The organism is Cobetia sp. ICG0124 (assembly GCF_004006355.1).
GTDB classification, from domain to species: Bacteria; Pseudomonadota; Gammaproteobacteria; order Pseudomonadales; family Halomonadaceae; genus Cobetia; species Cobetia marina.
Window position 1 is genome coordinate 1872164 of sequence record NZ_CP024893.1, and the last position, 19084, is coordinate 1891247.

The following is a 19084-nucleotide window of genomic DNA, read 5'->3' on the forward strand; positions in this document are numbered from 1 at the left end:
TGACAAGACGACCTGACGGGATGCCTGCATGATCGACTTCACCTTGAACGGACACGCGCATCAGCTGCCCGCGCCTGCACCGGGAACGACAACGCTTGAAGCCCTTCGCACCTCTCTGGGGCATACTGGCACCAAGGAAGGCTGCGCGTCCGGTGACTGCGGCGCCTGCACGATTGCCTTGCAGGTGCCGGGCCAGCCCATGACGACGGTCAATGCCTGCCTGATGCCCGCCCACCAGCTGCAGGATTGCGAGTTGATCACCATCGAGGGACTGGCGAACGAGACCGCCACCTCCTCGCTCTCCCCGGTGCAGCAAGCGCTGGTGACGACCCACGCCAGCCAATGTGGCTTCTGTACCCCGGGCATCGCCATGAGCCTGGCGGTGCTGCACGCCGATCATCAGCTGCGCACCGCAGAGGGCGAGAGTCTCGATGCCGCGCGGCGCGATCAGATGATCGACCATGCGCTGGGCGGCAATCTGTGCCGCTGCACAGGCTATCGACCGATACGCGAGGCTGCCCATCGCCTGCTGCAGGGAGAATTCGGGCCGGCCACCCTGCTGTCATCCGGCCAGGCTCAAGCACCTTCCATCGTCCCACCCGTCTCGAAGATCTGCTGGCGCTGCGCGCCGCACATCCCGAGGCGCCCTTGATCGCGGGGGGCACGGATCTGATGCTCGAATACACGCAACGCCTGCGTGACTTCCCGGCACTGATCGATACCACGTGTGTCGCGGCCCTTGGCACCATCGAGGAAGGGGAACACGCCGGCCAGGCAGGCTGGTGGATCGGCGCTGCGGTGACCTACCGCCAGCTGATGCCACTGCTGCGTGAACATTATCCCGAGGGCGCGGACCTGCTCACTCGCCTGGGCAGTGAACAGATCCGCAATCGTGGCACGCTGGGCGGCAACATCGGCAACGCCTCACCCATCGGGGACATGCCGCCGCTGTTGATCGCGCTGGAGGCCTATCTCCAGCTGATGAGTGTCGATGGGGAGCGCATCCTCAAGCTTGAGGACTTCTTCCTCGACTACAAGCGCACCCAATTGATGCCGGACGAGATCATCCATTCCCTCTTCCTGCCGCGGCCGGTGCACAATCAGCGGCTGGCGGTCCACAAGCTTTCCAAACGGCGAGATGATGACATCTCCACGCTGCTGGGGGTCTTCGCCTGGCGGCGCGATGCCAGTGGCCATGCTCAGCACTGGCGAGTCGCCTTCGGCGGCATGGCCGGCATTCCGGCACGTGCACCGCATCTCGAGGCACTCCTGAGCCGTGAAACGCTGGAATCGCTCACGCCCGCCCAGCTCGACACCCTCACTCGCCACAGGATCGAGCAGGCCATCCAGGCCGATTTCTCGCCTCTCTCGGACGTGCGTGGCTCCCGCGAGTATCGTCTGCTGGCCGCCAGCCATCTGGTCCCCCGAGTGGCGCAGCGAATCCACAATGAACGTCACGCGACTGCCCCCCTCATGCCACTGGAGAGCCTCGATGCGTACCTTGCACAGTCTTGAGTCCGACCCCAGTGCCACTCCGGCCACGAACGCTTCGCCGTCACATCAGCATGAGAGCGCCGAGCGTCACGTCAGTGGCACGGCACGCTACGTCGACGACCTGCCACTCCCCGCAGGCACGCTGCACCTGGCCATCGGCATGAGCGAGGTCGCGCATGCCACTCTGGATTCCCTGACACTCGAGGCGGTGCGGGCCGCCCCCGGCGTCGTCTGTGTGCTCAGCGCTTCAGACATCCCCGGCCACCGCGATGTCGGCCCGGTCTTCCCCGGCGACCCGCTGCTGGTCAGTGATCGCATCAGTCATCATGGTCAGGCGCTGTTCGTGGTTGCCGCCGAGAGCGAGCGGGCGGCGCGTCAGGCGGCGCGACTGGCCAAGGTGGCGGTGACCCCCTTGCCACTGACGCTTGATCCCTGCCAGGCCGCCAGTCGCGGTGATCTGGTGCGCCCGACCCATACCCAGGCACGTCTGGCCAACGGCCGGGCAGCGACACGCGAAAGCGTCAGCGAACGACTTGCCAGATCCGCCTGGCAATTGGACGGCGAGCTTGAGAGCGGTGGACAGGAACACTTCTATCTGGAGAGCCAGGCAGCGCTGGCCTTGCCGGGTGAAGACGACGAGATGCTGGTGCACAGCTCGTCCCAGCACCCCAGTGAAGTCCAGAAGCTGATCGCCGAGGTGCTGGGCGTGCCCTTCCATGCCATCACGGTGGAAACCCGTCGCATGGGAGGCGGCTTCGGCGGCAAGGAAACCCAGGCCGCGCCGGTGGCATGTCTGGCAGCCCTGGTGGCGCGTCGTACGGGGCGGGCCGCCAGACTGCGACTGCCCCGCAATGACGACATGCGCCTGACCGGCAAGCGCCATCCCTTCCATCACCGCTACCAGTTCGGTGTCGATGACAGCGGGCGCATCGACACCGCCATCATCGAGCTGACCGGCGACTGCGGCCACTCGCCGGATCTGTCGGATGCCATCGTCGATCGCGCCATGTTCCATGCCGACAACGCCTATTACCTCGGCAATGCCCATGTGCGCGGTATCCGTGCCCGCACCAACGTGGCGTCCAACACCGCCTTCCGCGGCTTTGGTGGTCCGCAGGGCATGCTCGCCATCGAGGCGGCCATGGAGGATATCGCAAGGCGTCTGGGGCGCGACCCGCTGGAGATCCGCAAGCGCAACCTCTACTGCGAAGGCCGTGAGACCACGCATTATGGCCAGCACGTCAATCAGTACCCACTGCTCACCACGCTGATCGACCAGCTCGAGGCGCAGGGCGACTACTGGGCGCGTCGTGCCGAGATTCGCGCCTTCAATGCCGCCAATCCGGTGGTGAAGAAGGGGCTGGCGCTGACGCCGGTGAAATTCGGCATCTCCTTTACCGCCAAGCACCTCAATCAGGCCGGCGCCCTGGTGCATGTCTATACCGATGGCAGCGTGCAGGTGAATCATGGCGGCACCGAGATGGGCCAGGGCCTGCACACCAAGATCACTCAGGTCGCGGCCCGTGAGCTGGGCCTGAGCGTGGACAGGGTGCGCATCACCGCCACGCGCACCGACAAGGTACCCAACACCTCACCGACCGCGGCAAGTTCGGGAGCGGACCTCAACGGCATGGCCACACGTGATGCCTGCCTGCGCCTCAAGGCGCGCCTGCTCGACTTCGCCGCCGAACATCTCGCCCAGCCACGCACCAGCCTGAGCCTCGACAATGGCGAACTGCATGGCCCGAGCGGCGTACTGATGACATGGGGGGAGCTGATCCAGGCGGCGTATCTGGAACGCATCTCGCTCTCCGAGAAGGGCTTCTATGCCACCCCGGACATCCACTACGACCGCGAAAGTGGCACCGGACACCCCTTCTACTACTACGCCTTCGGCGCGGCGCTGTGTGAAGTGGTCGTCGATACCTTGAGCGGCGAATACCGACTGGAAAGCGCCGAGATCCTGCACGATGTGGGAGATTCGCTCAATCCGGCCATCGACATCGGTCAGATAGAAGGCGGCTTCGTGCAGGGCATGGGCTGGCTGACGACGGAGGAACTCAAGTGGAACGAGGAGGGTCGCCTGCTGACCGATGGCCCGGCCACCTACAAGATACCCGCCATCAGCGACGTACCCGACGGCGCGATCACGGTACGCCTGCTGGAAGGACATCCCAACTCGGCCGCCAGCATCTATCGCTCCAAGGCGGTGGGTGAGCCCCCCTTCATGCTCGCCATCAGCGTGTGGGCGGCGCTGCGCGATGCGCTGGCCTCGTTGACCGACTACCGCCGCGCAGTGCGCCTGGATACCCCGGCCACGCCGGAACGCGTGATGCTGGCGGCGCGCGAACAGCGTGACTGGCAGGAGCAGCACGCCACTGCCGGCGCAGAGCCAACGCAGGTGCCGTCATGAGTGCAATCAAGAGGGCAATCAAGAGTGCCGAAGAGTGCCGCGACCAGCCGCTGGTATCAGGCGCTCGCCGAGGCACAGGCAGCGCTGACGGCCCATGCCCTGGCCACCGTGGTGACGGTGGCGGGCTCCGCCCCGCGAGGTGCCGGCAGCAAGATGCTGATCACCCCGGATACGCTGCACGACAGCCTCGGCGGCGGTCGGCTGGAGCAGCTGGTGGTAGAGCGCGCTCGAGCGATGCTGGCGCAGGGACAGTCGGGCTGTCATCTCGAGGAGATCGCGCTGGGCCAGCATGCTCAACAATGCTGTGGTGGCCACGTGCAGGTGTTGATCGAGCTGTACCCGGCGCTTGCGCCACGGCTGACCCTGTTCGGCGCCGGCCATGTCGGTCAGGCCATCGTCCACCTGCTGGCGCCGCTGGACTGGCAGATCGACTGGCGGGATTCACGCGCCGAGCAGCTCGAGTCCGCCACGATTCCTGCGGGCAGTGAGGGCCGTGTGCAGCGCCAGACATTCAATATCCTGACGGACCTGCCGCTCTCGAAAGCGGCGCCGGCCTCCGACTCGCTGCCAGTGAGGGCGGGCAGTCATGTGCTGGTATTGACCCATGATCATGTCGAGGACCAGGCGCTGGTGGCGGCTCTTGCACCGCGTGATGACCTGGCCTCGCTGGGGCTGATCGGCTCCAGCAGCAAGTGGGCGCGCTTTCGCCAGCGCCTGCGCGGCGATCTCGACGAGCACGAGGTCGCCCGCATTCGCTGCCCGATCGGTGTGCCGGGGATTCCGGGCAAACGCCCCGAGGAGATCGCGATCGCGGTGGTGGCCGAACTGCTTCAGTTGCAGGCCATCATTGGACGGCAATGGCCTGACGCGCAAGGGTGCCCGCCAGCTGCGCGCCCGCCTTGCCCCTGACGCGATGCACCAGACAGAACCGACACGGAAGGCCGAATGATGACTGACCAAGACACCCCGCTATCTGTGGCCTGCCACCTGGATGACCGCCGACTGACGGCGGCGCTGCGCTCGGCCGCAAAGGCGCCAGAAAGCGTCAGCCTGTTGCGTGGCGCCCTGCTGCACTTCCTGGATGAGCCTCTGGACGACCCGCAAGGAACGCTTGCGTCAGGCGAGCGGGACCCCGCCATCGAGTACTACGCGGATGCCCTGCTGGTGATGCACGCCGGCCATGTGGTCGCCGTGGGGGATCACCACTCGCTTGCCCGGCATGATGCCGTGAGTGAACTGATGCGCCTGAGCCCGCCGCACAGCGTCACCGGTCTGATGATGCCAGGCTTCATCGATACCCACGTGCACTTCCCGCAGCTGGATATCATCGCAAGCTATGGTCACTGCCTGATCGACTGGCTGAATACCTACACCTTCCCCGCCGAGCAGCGCTTTGCCGACCCCGCGCACGCCGCCGAGGTCGCCGAGATCTTCCTTGATGAGCTGCTGCGTCATGGCTCCACCAGTGCCCAGGTGTTTGCCACCTCGCATGCCAGCAGTGCCGATGCCCTGTTCCGGGCCGCGCGGAGCCGCGACATGCGTGTGCATGCCGGTCGCGTGATGATGGATCGCAATGCGCCGCCGGCACTGCTCGATTCAGGCGTCACCGCGCTCAAGGACGATGAGCGGCTGATCGCGGACTGGCACGGGCGTGATCGCCTCGGCTATGTGCTGACCCCGCGCTTCGCCCCGACCTCGACGCCTGAGCAACTCAAGGCCGCCGGTCAACTGCTCAAGTGCCAGCCGGACCTGCACCTGCAGACCCATCTGGCCGAGAACCTCGATGAAGTGAAGTGGGTGGCGGAACTGTTCCCCGAGGCTCGGGATTATCTGGCGGTCTATGAGGATGTTGGCCTGAGTCACGAGCGCACCACCTTCGCCCACGGCATCCACCTGGACGATGGCATGCGCCAGCGCATCGCGGATCGTGGCGCCAGCATCGCCTTCTGTCCGACCTCCAACCTGTTCCTCGGCAGCGGGCTGTTCGATCGCGCCAGCGCCCGCCATCAGGGGATCAACATCAGCATCGCCACCGATGTCGGCGGTGGCTCCAGCCTGTGTCAGCTGGAGAGCCTCAAGGCTGCCTATCAGGTCGGTCAGTTGCACGGTGCGGTCGCCCATGATGTGGCGGGGCTTGCGTCACGTGCCAACCAGCCACTGACGCCCTGGCAGGGCTTCTATCAATTGACGCTGGGCAATGCGCGCGCCATGCGGCTGGAGGACAAGGTCGGCAACCTGCGTCCGGGGATGGAGGCGGACGTGATCGTGCTCGACCCCACGGCGACTCACTTGCTGGCGCGGCGTACCCGCTGGGGACAGCCACAGCAGGTACCGCTGGGGGAGGTGCTGTTCGCCCTGATGATGCTCGGGGATGACCGCGCGATTCGCGAGGTACATGTGGCGGGCCGCTGCCGCAAACGGCACGGCATGCTGCTGAGTGCATTACGAGGTCCGTCATCATGACTCCCACTGCCATCATGCAACGTCGTTATTCCACCAAGGCCTTCGATCCGGCGCGCAAGATCAGCGCCGCAGACTGGCAGGAACTGGAAAACGTGATGCGCCTGAGCGCTTCCAGCGTCAATTCCCAACCGTGGCACTTCCTGGTGCTGGAGTCTGACGATGCCAAGCAGCGCTTCGCACGCGCCGGTACAGATGACAAGTACGCCTTCAACTCGCCGAAGATCACCAATGCGTCTCACGTCGTGCTGTTCTGCACCCGCACTACCCTGGACGACAACTACCTGAAACATCTGCTGGATACCGAAGCCTCTGATGGTCGCTTCAAGAAGGATGACGAGTTCAGCGCCATGATGGACGGCGCGCGTCGTCTGTTCATCGACCTGCATCGTCATGATCTCAAGGACATGCAGCACTGGATGGACAAGCAGGTTTACCTCAATTACGGCAGCCTGCTGTATGCCGCCTCCAGCCTGAACATCGACACCGTGCCGCTGGAAGGCATCGACCCGGTGGCGCTGGACGCCGAATTCGGGCTGCGCGAGAAAGGCTTCAACGCCCTGGTCGCCGTGAGCCTTGGCTATCGCGCCGCTGACGACTTCAATGCGGAACTGCCCAAGTCCCGTCTGCCGGCAGACGAACTCTTCACTCGCCTGTAAGTTTCGTTCACGAAAGGATTCATGCCATGTCTCTCAAGCTTATCGCGACTCTGACCTTCCCCGCCGACCAGCAGGAAAAGGCCCGTGACATTCTCGCCGACCTGGTCGAGAAGAGTCAGTCCGACAAGGGCTGTCTGCAATATGAACTCTTCGCGGTAGACAAGCAGGTCGAGGAAGGCGAGCCGGTACCGGAAGGCGACTTCGTGGTACTGGAGGAATGGTGGGATGAAGAAGCGCTGGAAGCCCACGTGGCATCCGAGCACTTCCAGGGCTTCCTGGGGGCCTTCGCGGAAGGCGAGATCGGCCTCAAGATCCAGCGTCTGCTGACAGTCTGAACAAGGAGCGTCCCATGACCCAAGCTTCCTCCCAGCACAAGGGGATCGACGAGCCACTGCTCGGCCTCGAGAGCTGCCCCTCCGTTCCCATCTCGGCGCTCGCCGGGGCCCAGCATCTGCTGGCCAGTCTGGCGGGCATCATTGCACCGACATTGATCATCACCAGTGCGCTATCGCTCGGTGCCTATACCGCCAGTCTGCTGTCGATGGCGCTGGTGGTCTCCGGGATCGCCACCTGGATTCAATCCCAGCGCCTGGGGCCATTCGGCTCGGGGCTGTTGAGCATCCAGGGCACCAGCTTCAGCTTCGTATCAGCCTTGATCACCGCCGGCCTGATCGCGCGCAGCCAGAATGCCAGTGACGAACAGGTGCTGGCGGTACTGTTCGGCACCTGTCTGGCCGGCAGCCTGATCGAGATGGCATTGGGCACGGTGCTGCCATGGCTCAAGCGCGTCATCACACCGGTGGTGACGGGCGTAGTGGTGATGCTGATCGGGTTGAGTCTGATCGAGGTCGGCATGACGGATATCGGTGGCGGCTTCGGTGCCGCGGACTTCGGCGCCCCCGCCAATCTGGCGCTGGCCGGCTGCGTGCTGATCACGGTACTGGCCTGTCAGGTCTCGCGTCACCCGTGGCTGAGAATCGCCTCCATCTTCATCGGCATGGCCGTCGGCTGCATCATCGCGGCGCTGGGCGGCATGTACGATGCGCCACAACTGGCGGATGCCGCACTGATTGCTCTGCCGCACCCGGCGACGCTGAATACCGGCTTCGACTTCTCGCTGGCCGCCTTCCTGCCGGTGGCCTTCATCTTCATTATCACCGCCATCGAGACCGTCGGCGATCTCACCGGCAGCGCACGCGCCTCGGGGCTTGCCGTGGATGACGACACGCATCAGAAGCGTCTGCGCGGCGGTGTGCTCGGGGATGGCCTGAATTCCGCACTCGGTGCGCTGGCCGGCACCTTCCCCAACACCACCTTCAGTCAGAACACCGGCGTGATCCAGCTGACCGGTATCGCCAGCCGCCATGTGGGCCGCTACGTGGCGGGCTTCCTGCTGTTGCTGGGCCTGTCGCCCTTCATCGCCACCCTGCTCACGCAGATGCCGCGCCCGGTGCTCGGTGCCACCACCACGCTGATGTTCGCGCTGATCGCCGTCTCCGGCATCCGCATCCTGATGGCGCAGCCCATCGGGCGTCGCGAGATGATGATCATCGCGCTGGCCCTGGGGCTTGGTCTGGGCGTCGGCATGGTACCGGATGTGCTGAACGCGATTCCGGGGGCCTTCGCCGATGCCTTGCGCTCGCCGATCACCATGGGCGGCCTGACTGCCATCCTCGCCGAGTTGCTGCTGCCGAAGATGGAAGATGCCGAGGTGTTCAATCCCAAAGCGAGTGAGCGTGAGTCCACCGACAGCATCAGCGCGGAGCAGGAACACGCCTGAGCCGCAGGCGCCGCAATGAGACATGAAAGAACCGGCGCATCATTGGCCGGTTTTTTCATGTCGGTCGCTTTCTCATCAATAGTCTTGCAATCGCCACCCTGACAATCAGCACTTTGAGGCTGGAAGGCGCCATAGCGCCTCGGAGCCAGACACAAGGAACGTATCGCTCATGCTGAACACTCGACTCACCTCATCAAACGCGCCGGGCTTGCGCACATCCCCCCGCTCGCGCCTGGCGCTGAAGACCCTGCTGGGGGCTGCATTGCTGAGCACGCTCAGCGCCTGCGCCAGCCATCAGGACCATGAATGGCAGGCAGACACGTCCTATCACCTGACGGTGCTGCACACCAATGATCATCACGGTCGCTTCTGGCGCAGCAGCGATGGCGAATACGGCATGTCGGCGCGCAAGACGCTGGTCGACCGTATCCGCGCCGAAGTGGAATCCGAGGGTGGCAGCGTGCTGCTGCTGTCCGGCGGAGACATCAATACCGGCGTGCCGGAGTCCGATCTGCAGCAGGCCGAACCTGACTTCAAGGGCATGAACCGCATCGGCTATGACGCCATGGCGGTGGGCAATCATGAATTCGACAACCCGCTGGACGTGCTGCTCAAGCAGCGCGACTGGGCCGATTTCCCGATGCTGGCCGCCAACATCTACGACAAGGCCACCGGCGAGCGTCTGTTCGCGCCCTACAGGATCTTCGATGAAGACGGCGTCCATATCGCGGTGATCGGCCTGACCACCGAAGACACCGTGCGCATCGGCAATCCCGAGTACTTCAGCAATCTCGAGTTTCGCGATCCCAAGGAAGAGGCACGCAAGGTCATCGAGCAACTGAACGAGCATGAGCAGCCGGACCTGATCTTCGCCGTCACCCACATGGGGCATTATCAGAATGCCGAGCATGGCATCAACGCGCCGGGCGACGTCGCGCTTGCGCGCTACCTGCCCACCGGTGCGCTGGACATGATCGTCGGAGGGCACTCCCAGGAGCCGGTGTGCATGGAGGGCGTCAACCGGATGGCGGACTTTGCGCCCGGCGATGATTGCCAGCCGGACCGTCAGAACGGTACCTACATCGTGCAGGCACACGAGTGGGGCAAGTACGTGGGGCGTGCCGATTACGAGTTCCGCAATGGCGAGCTGACCATGCTCAACTATCAGTTGATCCCGGTGAACCTCAAGAAGACCGTCGAAGTGAACGGCGAGCGTCACAAGGTGCTGGTCAAGGAGGAAATCGCCGAGGACAGTGAGCTGCTCGAGTTCCTGCGCCCCTATCAGGAGAAGGGCCAGGCGCAGCTCAATGTCACCGTCGCGCAGAGCAACGGCAAGCTGGAGGGGGATCGCGACGTGGTGCGCTTTGCCCAGACCAATCTGGGCCGCCTGATCGCCACCGCCGCCATGCAGGCCGGCAAGGCAGACTTCGGCGTGATGAACTCAGGTGGCGTGCGCGCCTCATTGCCTGAAGGAGAGATCACCTACAAGGATGTGCTGACCGTACTGCCCTTCGGCAACACCGTGGGGGTCGTCAGCATGTCGGGCAGCGAGGTGCTCGACTACCTCAATGCCGTGGCGACCCAGCCGGTGGACTCCGGCGCCTATGCCCAGTTTGCCGGTATCAGCATGCAGGTCGACCGGGCCGAGGGCAGCGTCTCTGACGTGATGATCCAGGGCCAGCCACTGGACATGAGCGCGCAATATCGCTTCAGCGTTCCAAGCTTCAATGCCGCCGGCGGGGATGGCTATCCGAAGGTCACTGATCTGCCGGGCTACCTGGATACCGGCTTCGTCGATGCCGATGTGCTCAAGGCCTATCTGGCCCAGCAGAGCCCGATCGATGTCTCGGCGTACGCGCCCCAGGGCGAGATTGTCTATCAATAACATGAACCTCAACCGCACCGACAGCGAACTGCTCAACCTGTTGATCAAGGACGGTCGCATGTCCTACGCCGATATCGCCCGCAAGCTGGGCATCTCGCGTGCCCACGCCCGTACGCGAGTCCAGGCATTGGTCGAGAGCGGCGTGATCGAGCAGTTCACCGCCGTCATCAACCCGGACAAGCTCGGCAAGGGTATCTCCACCTTCGTGGACCTGACCGTCGCACCCAGCGCCATCGAGCGTATCGCCGAGGAGCTTTCCGCCTGTGTCGAGGTGGTCAGCCTCTACATCATGAGCGACCTGAAAAGCCTGCACATCCACACCCTCACTGACAGCTACGAAGCCTTCGACAGCTTCGTGCGCGAACATATCTTCAATCGTGACGAGATACTCTCCGTCGACTGCAAGTCGCTGATGACACGCGTGAAGCACCGTCGTGGTGGCGCACGGCTATAAGCACGCGCCGGGGTCGCGAATCAATGCATGCGACCCAACCCACGCAGCAAGCGCATGGTGACCCACAGAAAGCCCAGCGGGAACAGCACCGTCTGGGTGATGAACAGCATGGTGAGATCGATCACCTTGTCGGTCATGGCATCAAAGCCCTCGGTGACACTGGTGATCGGCCCGCCGACCCAGCCTTCCATGCTGCCCTTGAACTGCTGCCACCAGCTGCGCTCTTCGTGCTCGCCTCCCACCTGCTTGTCCGCCACTTCCGCCAGCTGCTGCTGCGTCACGCTCAGCTGCGCCATCTGCGCATCTCGGCTGTCATCGAGAAAGGCCTGGCCTGCCACACCACTGGCCAGCGCGACACTGAGCACGGCAAAGCGCAGCGCGATGCCCCATAGCGCCAGGCGCACGAGTGCCTGCTGCCACCAGAGCAGGCCGAACACCGCCAGCAGGCAGGCCACGGTGGTCATGCTCTTGATGATCACGGAACCGGAGATGCCCAGCAGCAATTTCTGCAGCGCCAATGAGCCGGTCGCCGCGAACATCACCCACGAGAAGCGCTCGATCATGTCATTGGCGGGGTCCAGCGCCTCCCCGGGCGAGACCTGAAATACCTGCAGGTCGATGGTCGAGGACTGCAGCACCGAGATGGTCGCGTTCAGGCCCTTGGCGATGGCGAAGGCACTGAAGGCCTGCCCCAGGGTGGCATCGATGACATCGCGTGCCCACTGCTGGGGCAGCTCCCACCAGGCAAGCACTGCCATTACCAGCAGGATGGCGATCAGGAAGGCGCGGGGTATTCGCGCGTCAGTGGGTGCGCCGGGGGCGGCAGGCAGGCGCACGCCAGCATGTCTCGCGAAAGGCGTGGAGGAGACGGCAGACGTGGCCGGCGTGGGAGAAGCGGAATCGTCAGAATCATGAGGTGACATGCAAGGCTCCAACAGGGCAAATCCGCATGATGCCACCGGGCTTGCTGACTGTCGTCTGCACCGCGATGACTCAAGCGCACCGTAATGCGGCAAGCATGACAATTGGTCATCACCACCCCACATTCGCGAGCCAGATGTCACCTTCCGTGATGCTATCGATGAACAAATGCCGCGATTGGCGTGATCTTCTGACATTTGTCAGGCACTGAACTCCGCACATCAGCGGCTCCACGGTCTCACATGTGCAACTCCGGAGACGCATGCGCGCATTCTCAACGGAAAACAGCGCCCTAATCTTGCACGTAGTTCATTGAAATAATTGGGAAAATTTCTCATGCGGCGAAATGGCACACGGCTTGCAGAGTCATCCCCGTAGCGCGATGACAAATGACAGCCTCAAAACTGACAAATGAAAGACATCGCTACTCAAGAGCATGCAGAAACACCGACACAACAAGATCGCTGACCTCGATGTCAGCACGCCGTACAGGCTCCCCTTGCCGCATCCGCACATCCACCGCCGCAGGGGCACTACTGGTCATCCGTCCGCAGGAGAACCTCCCATGACATTCGATCGTCGCAAGTTCCTGGGTGCCGCTCTGGCAACCTCAACCGCTGGACTCGTGATGGGTGCGCCCGCCATCGTGCGCGCGGAATCCAGCAAGACCTATCAATGGAAGATGACCAATGCCTACGGCCCGGGATCGCCCTTCTATGTCGAGGGCCCCGGTAGCCCGACCGACTTCTGCCGCAAGGTGGAAGCCATGTCGGGCGGGCGCATGAAGATCCAGCACTTTGCGGCCGGTGAGCTGATTCCGGCACTGGAAGGCTTCAATGCCGTCGCCAGTGGCGTGGTGGAGATGAACGCCGGCAATGCCTATTTCTGGGCCGGCAAGATTCCCGCTGCCCAGTACTTCACTACCGTCCCCTTCGGCATGAATACCCAGGGCATGAATGCCTGGCTGTATCACGGTGGCGGCCTGGAGCTATGGCATGAGCTGTACGCCCCCAAGGGACTGATCGCCTTCCCGATGGGCAATACCGGCGTGCAGATGACCGGCTGGTTCCGCAAGCCGATCAACACGGTGGAGGACTTGAAAGGCCTGAAGATGCGTATCCCGGGGCTTGCCGGCAAGGTCTATGCCGAGCTGGGCGTCGCCGTGCGCCTGTTGCCGGGCGGCGAAATATTCCCGGCGCTGGAGCGCGGTGTCATCGATGCCGCCGAATTCGTCGGCCCCTATCAGGACCGCCGTCTGGGGCTTCAGAAGGCTGCCAAGTACTACTACACCACCGGCTGGCACGAGCCGACCAACGTGACCGAGCTGATGATCAACAAGGCCGCCTGGGAGAGTCTGCCGGAAGACCTGCAGGCCATCGTCAAGGCCGCCGCTCAGGCGTGCAATGTCGAGAGCCAGGCCTGGTGTGAGTCGGTGAACGCCGAAGCGCTCAATGATCTGGTGGAAAACGAGGGCGTCACCGCTCAGCCGTTGCCCGATTCCGTGGTGGCGCGCCTGAAGGAAGTCACCGAGAAGACGCTGACCGACATGGCGGCCGCCGATCCAGACACCGCACGTGTGCACGAGTCGTTCATGGCCTTCCGCGATCAACACAAGGAATGGGCCGCCGTCAGCGAGAAGACCTTCCTGGCACTCTGACGGCTGACATCTCCCTGCTCCCCCTGTCTACGCCACGGCCTGTCCCGTCGTGGCGTTCGTGAGGTCATGTCATGCTGCATGTCATCCACTGTCTCGAGGGCATCATCGAGCGGCTGGGCATCATTGCCCGTTACTCGCTGTTGGCACTCGTGGTGCTGGTCGCCAGTAACGTGCTGTTGCGTTACTTCTTCAGCATCAGTCCCGTGCCACTCCAGGAATTCGAGTGGCATCTGATTTCCCCCATCGCGCTGCTGGGCATTTCCTATGCCCTCAAGCATCGCGCCGACGTTCGCGTCGATGTCTTCTATGATCGATTTTCCCCCAAGGGGCGTGCGCTGGTGGATCTGCTCGGCGCCCTGATGACCATCGCCATCGGCACGGCCATTGCCTGGCTCGGCCTGAGCTATACCGAGCAGTCGTATCAGCTGATGGAAGGCTCACCCGACCCCGGCGGCCTGCCCTATCGCTACCTGCTCAAGGCCTTCATCCCCATCGGTTTCGCCGCGCTTGCCCTGCAGGGCGTGGCGGATTGCCTGCGCGCCTTGCTGCAAGGTGCCTTCATGAGTCCGAATGAGTGGATTGCCCTCAGCATGATCGGCGGCTTCCTGATCCTGATGCTGATCGGGATTCCGGTCGCGATCTCATTGGCGGTGGCCGGTTTCGTGGCGGGTCTGGCGGGCTTCGGCCCGCTGCTGTTCAGCCTGATGCCGGCACGTCTCTATGGTGTGGTCACCAATTACACGTTGCTGGCGATACCGCTGTTCGTGTTCATGGGGGTCATGCTCGAGAAATCGCGGGTCGCCGAGGACATGCTCGAGACCATCGGGCGCGCCATGGGCGGCGTCAACGGCGGCATGGGCATCGCGATCATTCTGGTCGGCGTGCTGATGGGCGCCTCCACCGGGATCGTCGGTGCGACTGTGGTCACCGTCGGCATGCTGACATTGCCGACCCTGCTGCGCCGCGGCTATCACCCGGGCGTGGCCTCGGCCACCATCTGCGCCTCCGGCACCCTGGGGCAGATCATTCCGCCGAGCCTCGTGTTGATCCTGCTGTCGGAGATTCTCGGCGAATCCGTCGGTACCCTGTTCGCCGCGGCCTTCGTGCCGGGCCTGGCGATCGCGGTCATCTACATCGTCTACCTGCTGGTGCTGGGCTGGTGGAAGCCGGAACTCGTCCCGGCCATTCCAAAAGAGGAGCGCGCCGCCGCTGGCGGCATGAAGGAATTGCTGAGGGATCTGGCGCGCAGCGTGATTCCGCCGCTGATGCTGGTCTTCGCGGTACTGGGCTCAATTCTGGGTGGCGTGGCCGCCCCCACCGAGGCGGCCTCGATGGGCGCACTGGGCAGTCTCGTGATCGCACTGCTGGCGCGGCGCCTCGATTTCCCGATGCTCAAGGCTTGCCTGCACTCGACCCTGACCATCACCGCCATGGTCTATTTCATCCTGTTGTGCGCGCAGCCGTTCTCACTGGCCTTCCGCGGCCTTGGCGGCGAGAACATGGTGCATGACCTGTTCAATCTGCTGCCGGGGGGAGAACTGGGCGCTCTCATCTTCCTGATGGTGATACTGTTCGTGCTCGGCTTTTTCCTGGAGTGGATCGAGATCAGCTATATCGCACTGCCGATGTTCCTGCCGGTCTTCATCGGCTATGGCACCGACATGGTATGGCTGGGCGTACTGGTGGCGATGAATCTGCAGATGTCATTCCTGACGCCTCCCTTCGGCTGGGCATTGTTCTTCCTCAAGGGGGTCGCGCCACCGGAAGTCACGACACGCCACCTGTATCTCGGCGTACTCCCCTTCGTGGGACTGCAGGCCATGGCCGTCGTGCTGCTGTTCTGCTTCCCGGGTCTTGCCACCTGGCTGCCGGACGCCATCGGCTGGTAACCCGGTCACCCCCTCGGAGACAGCGCGAGAGAAAGCGCTCCAGGGAGATGCCTCGACTGCCGATGTCGTCTGTCGGCAACTTTCACCAGCAATGAATGACCCCGCGCCATACGGGTACTACAAGGAAACACCATGGAACTGTTCTCAGCCTATCCACTGCACTGGATTCTCGGTCTGATCGCCGCACTCATCGTCACCGGCATGATTGCCGGCGTGATGGCCGGCTTGCTGGGGGTCGGCGGCGGTATCGTCATCGTGCCCGTGCTCTTTCACCTCTTCAGCCTGCTGGGTGTCGATGAGGCGGTCCGCATGCACCAGGCGGTCGGCACCTCGCTTGCGACCATCATTCCCACCTCGATCATGTCGGCCAGGGCCCACTACGCCAAGGGCAATCTTGACCCGGCGATACTCAAGCGTCTGCTGCCGGGCGTGATCATCGGCGTCATCATCGGCGGCCTGCTGTCCAACCTGTTCAGCGGCGCGGTCCTGATGGGGCTGTTCGCCACCGTCGCCTTCCTCGTGGCGCTCAACATGTTCCGTCGTCAGTCCACAGTGCTGGGCACTGGCCTGCCGGGCCCGCTGGGCAGTGGTGCGCTGGGTACCTTCATCGGTGGCGTCTCGACCCTGATGGGCATCGGCGGCGGCACCCTGAGCGTGCCGACCCTCAGCACCCTCGGCACTCCGATGCACCTGGCCGTGGGCACGGGCGCAGCGCTCGGGCTGGTGATCAGCCTGCCGGGCACCGCCAGCTTCCTGCTCAATGGCATCGGGGAGCCGAACCTGCTGCCGGGCTCCATCGGCTACGTCAATCTGCTCGGTTTCGCCGCCATCGTGCCTGCGACCATGCTGTGTGCGCCGATCGGTGCCAAGCTGGCCCATGCGATGGATGCCGCCAAGCTCAAGAAGGTCTTCGCCATCTTCCTGATGTTCACGGCACTGCGCATGTTCTACGACCTGTTCACCGGCAGCTGATCTCCGCCCTCAGCGCAATGACAACGGCGCAATAGCAACGGCGCAATAACAACAACGACATTCACAGGAGCAAGACGCCATGATGCATACCCGACGAGGATTCGGCGGGGCCTGCGCTGCCCCCCATCATCTGGCAGCAGAGGCCGGCCGTGACATCCTGCGTGACGGCGGCAATGCCATCGAGGCGATGGTCGCGATGGCCGCGACCATCGCCGTGGTCTATCCGCACATGAATGGTATCGGCGGTGATGGCTTCTGGCTGATCAAGCGACCCGGTCTCGCCCCCATCGCGATCGATGCCTGTGGGCCGGCCGCGGCGCTGGCCAGCCGAGAGTTCTACGCCGCGCAAGGCTACGGTGTGGCCGATGACGAGACAGGCGCTCCCCTGGTGAATGGCGACAGCATCCCCACCCGTGGGCCGCTGTCCGCCTTGACGGTGGCCGGTACCATCGGCGGCTGGCAGGAGGCACTGGCCTTCTCGGCAGACACCTCCGACGCCGAGCGCGCGCCATTGCCCCTCGCGACGCTGTTGCGCCAGGCCATCCGCCATGCCAATGACGGGGTCGCGGTCAGCGCCAGCCAGCAAGCCTTGAGCGAGAAGCACCTGGCCGTGCTGTCACGGCAACCCGGGTTTGCGCAGCGCTATCTGGGTCAGAGCGAGTCAGGGGAGCCGATGGCGCTCGAGGAAGGCGCCCGCCTGCGTCAGCCGGCGCTTGCCATGACCCTCGCCCGCCTGGCGGATGCCGGGCTGGACGATTTCTACCGAGGCGAGCTGGCGGCGCACATGGCGCAGGAACTGCAGTCCGCCGGCAGTCCGCTGCGCCTGGAGGACCTCAACGGCTATCGCGCCCAACGCGTCACGCCGCTCAAGGTGCGTCTGCGCGACAGTGAGGTATACAACCTGCCCGCCCCGACCCAGGGTCTGGCGACATTGATGATTCTGGGGCTTTACGATGAATTGAGCGCCAGGCACGGCATCAGCGAAGCGGAGGGCAATACACCGCGTCACCTGCATGCGCTGATCGAGGCCACCAAACGCGCCTTCCTGGTGCGCGACAGCCTGATCACCTCTCCGGAATGCCTCGAGGGCGGGCTGAGCGGTGAAAGCGGCATCGCGACGCAACAGGTACATCTTTCACAGGATGCCCTGACTCAGCAGGCGGCAATGATCGACATGCAGGCCGCCTTGGAATGGCCCCACGAGCCCGCCGAGGGCGACACCATCTGGATGGGCGCCACAGACAGCGAGGGCACTACCGTCAGCTTCATCCAGAGCGTCTACTGGGAGTTCGGCAGTGGCATGGTACTGCCCAGCAGTGGCGTGATGTGGCAGAACCGCGGGCTGGCGTTCGATCTGGCGCCCGCCAGACTGCGCAGCCTGGCGCCGGGCCGCAAGCCCTTCCACACCCTCAATCCCTCACTGGCGTGTTTCGATGATGGCCGTGTGATGGCCTTCGGCACCATGGGCGGTGAAGGCCAGCCGCAGACTCAGGCCGCAGTCTTCACGCGCATCGCCCGCCACGGCATGTCATTGCAGGCCGCGATCAGTGCTCCACGCTGGCTGCTGGGCCGCACCTGGGGCGATGTCAGCACCAGCCTCAAGCTCGAATCGCGCCTTGAGGGTGACGTGGCGGAGGCACTCAGGGAGCTGGGGCATGAAGTAGAGGTGCTGGAAGACGCCTACAGCGATACGCTGGGTCACGCCGGCGCGGTGATGCGTCACCCGGATGGACAGGTCGAGGCCGCACATGACCCACGCAGCGATGGTGGCGCGGCGCTGACCTGAAAGGCGCGTTGCGCTGCGAGGGGCTGCGCGTGAAGGCGCCGGGGCGTTTTTCACCCTCTTCACTCTCGTGATAGCGCTTGGCCGCATTCGCCCACCAGGCAAGTTGTTCGAAGGCCCGCTCGAGATAGCCGCTCCATTTCTGGGCATCTTGAGTCTCGGTGTAGCTGCCGTCCTCATCGAGCACGTCCTGGGCCCGGGGCACGTGGATCATCGCCGAGACCGGCAGGCAGCCCAGCTCCGAGAGGAAGGTGCGCATGTTGACCGCCGCCCGCACGCCACCCCACTGTCCTGCGGAATAGGTCGCGATCACCGACGGCTTGTAGGAGTAGAGCGAGCTGCCGAAGTGATTCAGGAGATTGGCCAACGCCGGACTCATGGAATGGTTGTACTCGGGGCTGACCATCACATAGCCATCCGCCGACTCTATTTCCTGGGCGAGATTGAGCAAGTCCTGCGGGGCATTGCGTTGTGCATAGGAAAACAGCGGCTTGAAGGGGGCCGAGAGATCGTAATCCAGAGGGTCGATCAACACCGCTTCATGACCACTTTCCTCAAGCTTGGCCATGCAACATCTGGCGACCCGCTCTCCCAGACGTGCGGGGGATGGGGGGTCATGGCGACGCAACAAACATGCACTAAAACTAATAAAGTGCTAGCTTTACCATCCCACAAGCATGAGATATCTCATCCACCTCAGGAAACGAGGAGTCAGCA

The 19084-nt window shown here is 63.8% G+C and carries 15 protein-coding genes and 1 pseudogene; 14 read left to right on the forward strand and 2 right to left on the reverse strand.

Annotation, left to right across the window (positions count from 1 at the left end; genetic code table 11):
- Positions 1–28: 28 nt before the first annotated feature.
- The 10 genes from CU110_RS16950 to CU110_RS08725 all read left to right on the forward strand — a co-directional run bounded on the left by CU110_RS16950 (position 29) and on the right by CU110_RS08725 (position 11145).
- A complete protein-coding gene (locus tag CU110_RS16950; RefSeq protein WP_240665332.1) occupies positions 29–652 on the forward strand; it encodes a 2Fe-2S iron-sulfur cluster-binding protein in 624 nt (207 codons plus the stop codon).
- Positions 622–1515: an FAD binding domain-containing protein gene (locus CU110_RS16955; RefSeq protein ID WP_240665555.1), complete on the forward strand. Its 894-nt coding sequence runs from the start codon at positions 622–624 to the stop codon at positions 1513–1515. The genes CU110_RS16950 and CU110_RS16955 overlap by 31 nt, the downstream gene beginning before the upstream one ends.
- Positions 1493–3907 carry a xanthine dehydrogenase molybdopterin binding subunit gene (xdhB, locus tag CU110_RS08690; RefSeq protein WP_084208746.1) on the forward strand — a complete coding sequence of 805 codons (2415 nt, stop codon included), beginning with the start codon at positions 1493–1495 and terminating at the stop codon, positions 3905–3907. Before CU110_RS16955 ends, xdhB begins: the two co-directional genes overlap by 23 nt.
- 24 nt (positions 3908–3931) lie before the next feature.
- On the forward strand, positions 3932–4816 hold the full coding sequence (gene xdhC, locus CU110_RS08695) for a xanthine dehydrogenase accessory protein XdhC (RefSeq protein WP_164850331.1): 885 nt from the start codon (positions 3932–3934) through the stop codon (positions 4814–4816).
- Between the two features lie 36 nt (positions 4817–4852).
- On the forward strand, positions 4853–6370 hold the full coding sequence (gene guaD / locus CU110_RS08700) for a guanine deaminase (protein WP_240665333.1): 1518 nt from the start codon (positions 4853–4855) through the stop codon (positions 6368–6370).
- Complete coding sequence (gene nfsB / locus CU110_RS08705) at positions 6367–7026, forward strand: oxygen-insensitive NAD(P)H nitroreductase (RefSeq protein WP_084208748.1); 660 nt, start codon at positions 6367–6369, stop codon at positions 7024–7026. Before guaD ends, nfsB begins: the two co-directional genes overlap by 4 nt.
- Positions 7027–7052: 26 nt before the next feature.
- Positions 7053–7361, forward strand: coding sequence for a putative quinol monooxygenase (locus CU110_RS08710; RefSeq protein WP_084208749.1), 309 nt, complete (start codon positions 7053–7055; stop codon positions 7359–7361).
- A 14-nt stretch (positions 7362–7375) separates the two neighbouring features.
- On the forward strand, positions 7376–8806 hold the full coding sequence (locus tag CU110_RS08715; RefSeq protein WP_077376686.1) for a solute carrier family 23 protein: 1431 nt from the start codon (positions 7376–7378) through the stop codon (positions 8804–8806).
- A gap of 208 nt (positions 8807–9014) precedes the next feature.
- Positions 9015–10691 (forward strand): bifunctional UDP-sugar hydrolase/5'-nucleotidase UshA, encoded by a 1677-nt coding sequence (gene ushA / locus CU110_RS08720; RefSeq protein WP_240665334.1) that lies wholly within the window; start codon positions 9015–9017, stop codon positions 10689–10691.
- A gap of 1 nt (position 10692) precedes the next feature.
- The gene (locus tag CU110_RS08725; RefSeq protein ID WP_084208752.1) at positions 10693–11145 is read left to right on the forward strand and encodes an Lrp/AsnC family transcriptional regulator; all 453 of its coding nucleotides are present in this window, start codon (positions 10693–10695) and stop codon (positions 11143–11145) included.
- Between the two features lie 20 nt (positions 11146–11165).
- Here CU110_RS08725 and CU110_RS08730 read toward each other — a convergent pair whose 3' ends face one another.
- Positions 11166–12068 carry a hypothetical protein gene (locus tag CU110_RS08730; RefSeq protein ID WP_127735567.1) on the reverse strand — a complete coding sequence of 301 codons (903 nt, stop codon included), beginning with the start codon at positions 12066–12068 and terminating at the stop codon, positions 11166–11168.
- 563 nt (positions 12069–12631) lie between these two features.
- On the opposite strand from CU110_RS08730, the gene dctP reads away from it, so the two are divergent.
- The 4 genes from dctP (at position 12632) to CU110_RS08750 (ending at position 18370) form a co-directional block, all read left to right on the forward strand.
- Positions 12632–13723, forward strand: a complete 1092-nt coding sequence (dctP, locus tag CU110_RS08735) for a TRAP transporter substrate-binding protein DctP (protein WP_077376697.1) — start codon at positions 12632–12634, stop codon at positions 13721–13723.
- A gap of 71 nt (positions 13724–13794) precedes the next feature.
- Entirely contained in the window at positions 13795–15612 is a 1818-nt protein-coding gene (locus tag CU110_RS08740) for a TRAP transporter large permease subunit (RefSeq protein ID WP_127735572.1), read from the forward strand.
- Positions 15613–15744: 132 nt separating this feature from the next.
- Positions 15745–16584, forward strand: a complete 840-nt coding sequence (locus tag CU110_RS08745) for a sulfite exporter TauE/SafE family protein (protein WP_054556070.1) — start codon at positions 15745–15747, stop codon at positions 16582–16584.
- Positions 16585–16663: 79 nt separating this feature from the next.
- Positions 16664–18370 carry a gamma-glutamyltransferase family protein gene (locus CU110_RS08750; protein ID WP_127735575.1) on the forward strand — a complete coding sequence of 569 codons (1707 nt, stop codon included), beginning with the start codon at positions 16664–16666 and terminating at the stop codon, positions 18368–18370.
- A gap of 208 nt (positions 18371–18578) precedes the next feature.
- Here the strand turns inward: CU110_RS08750 and CU110_RS08755 are convergent.
- Positions 18579–18998 (reverse strand): annotated as a pseudogene (locus CU110_RS08755) (NAD(P)H-dependent oxidoreductase); the annotation flags it as partial.
- Between the last annotated feature and the right edge of the window lie 86 nt (positions 18999–19084).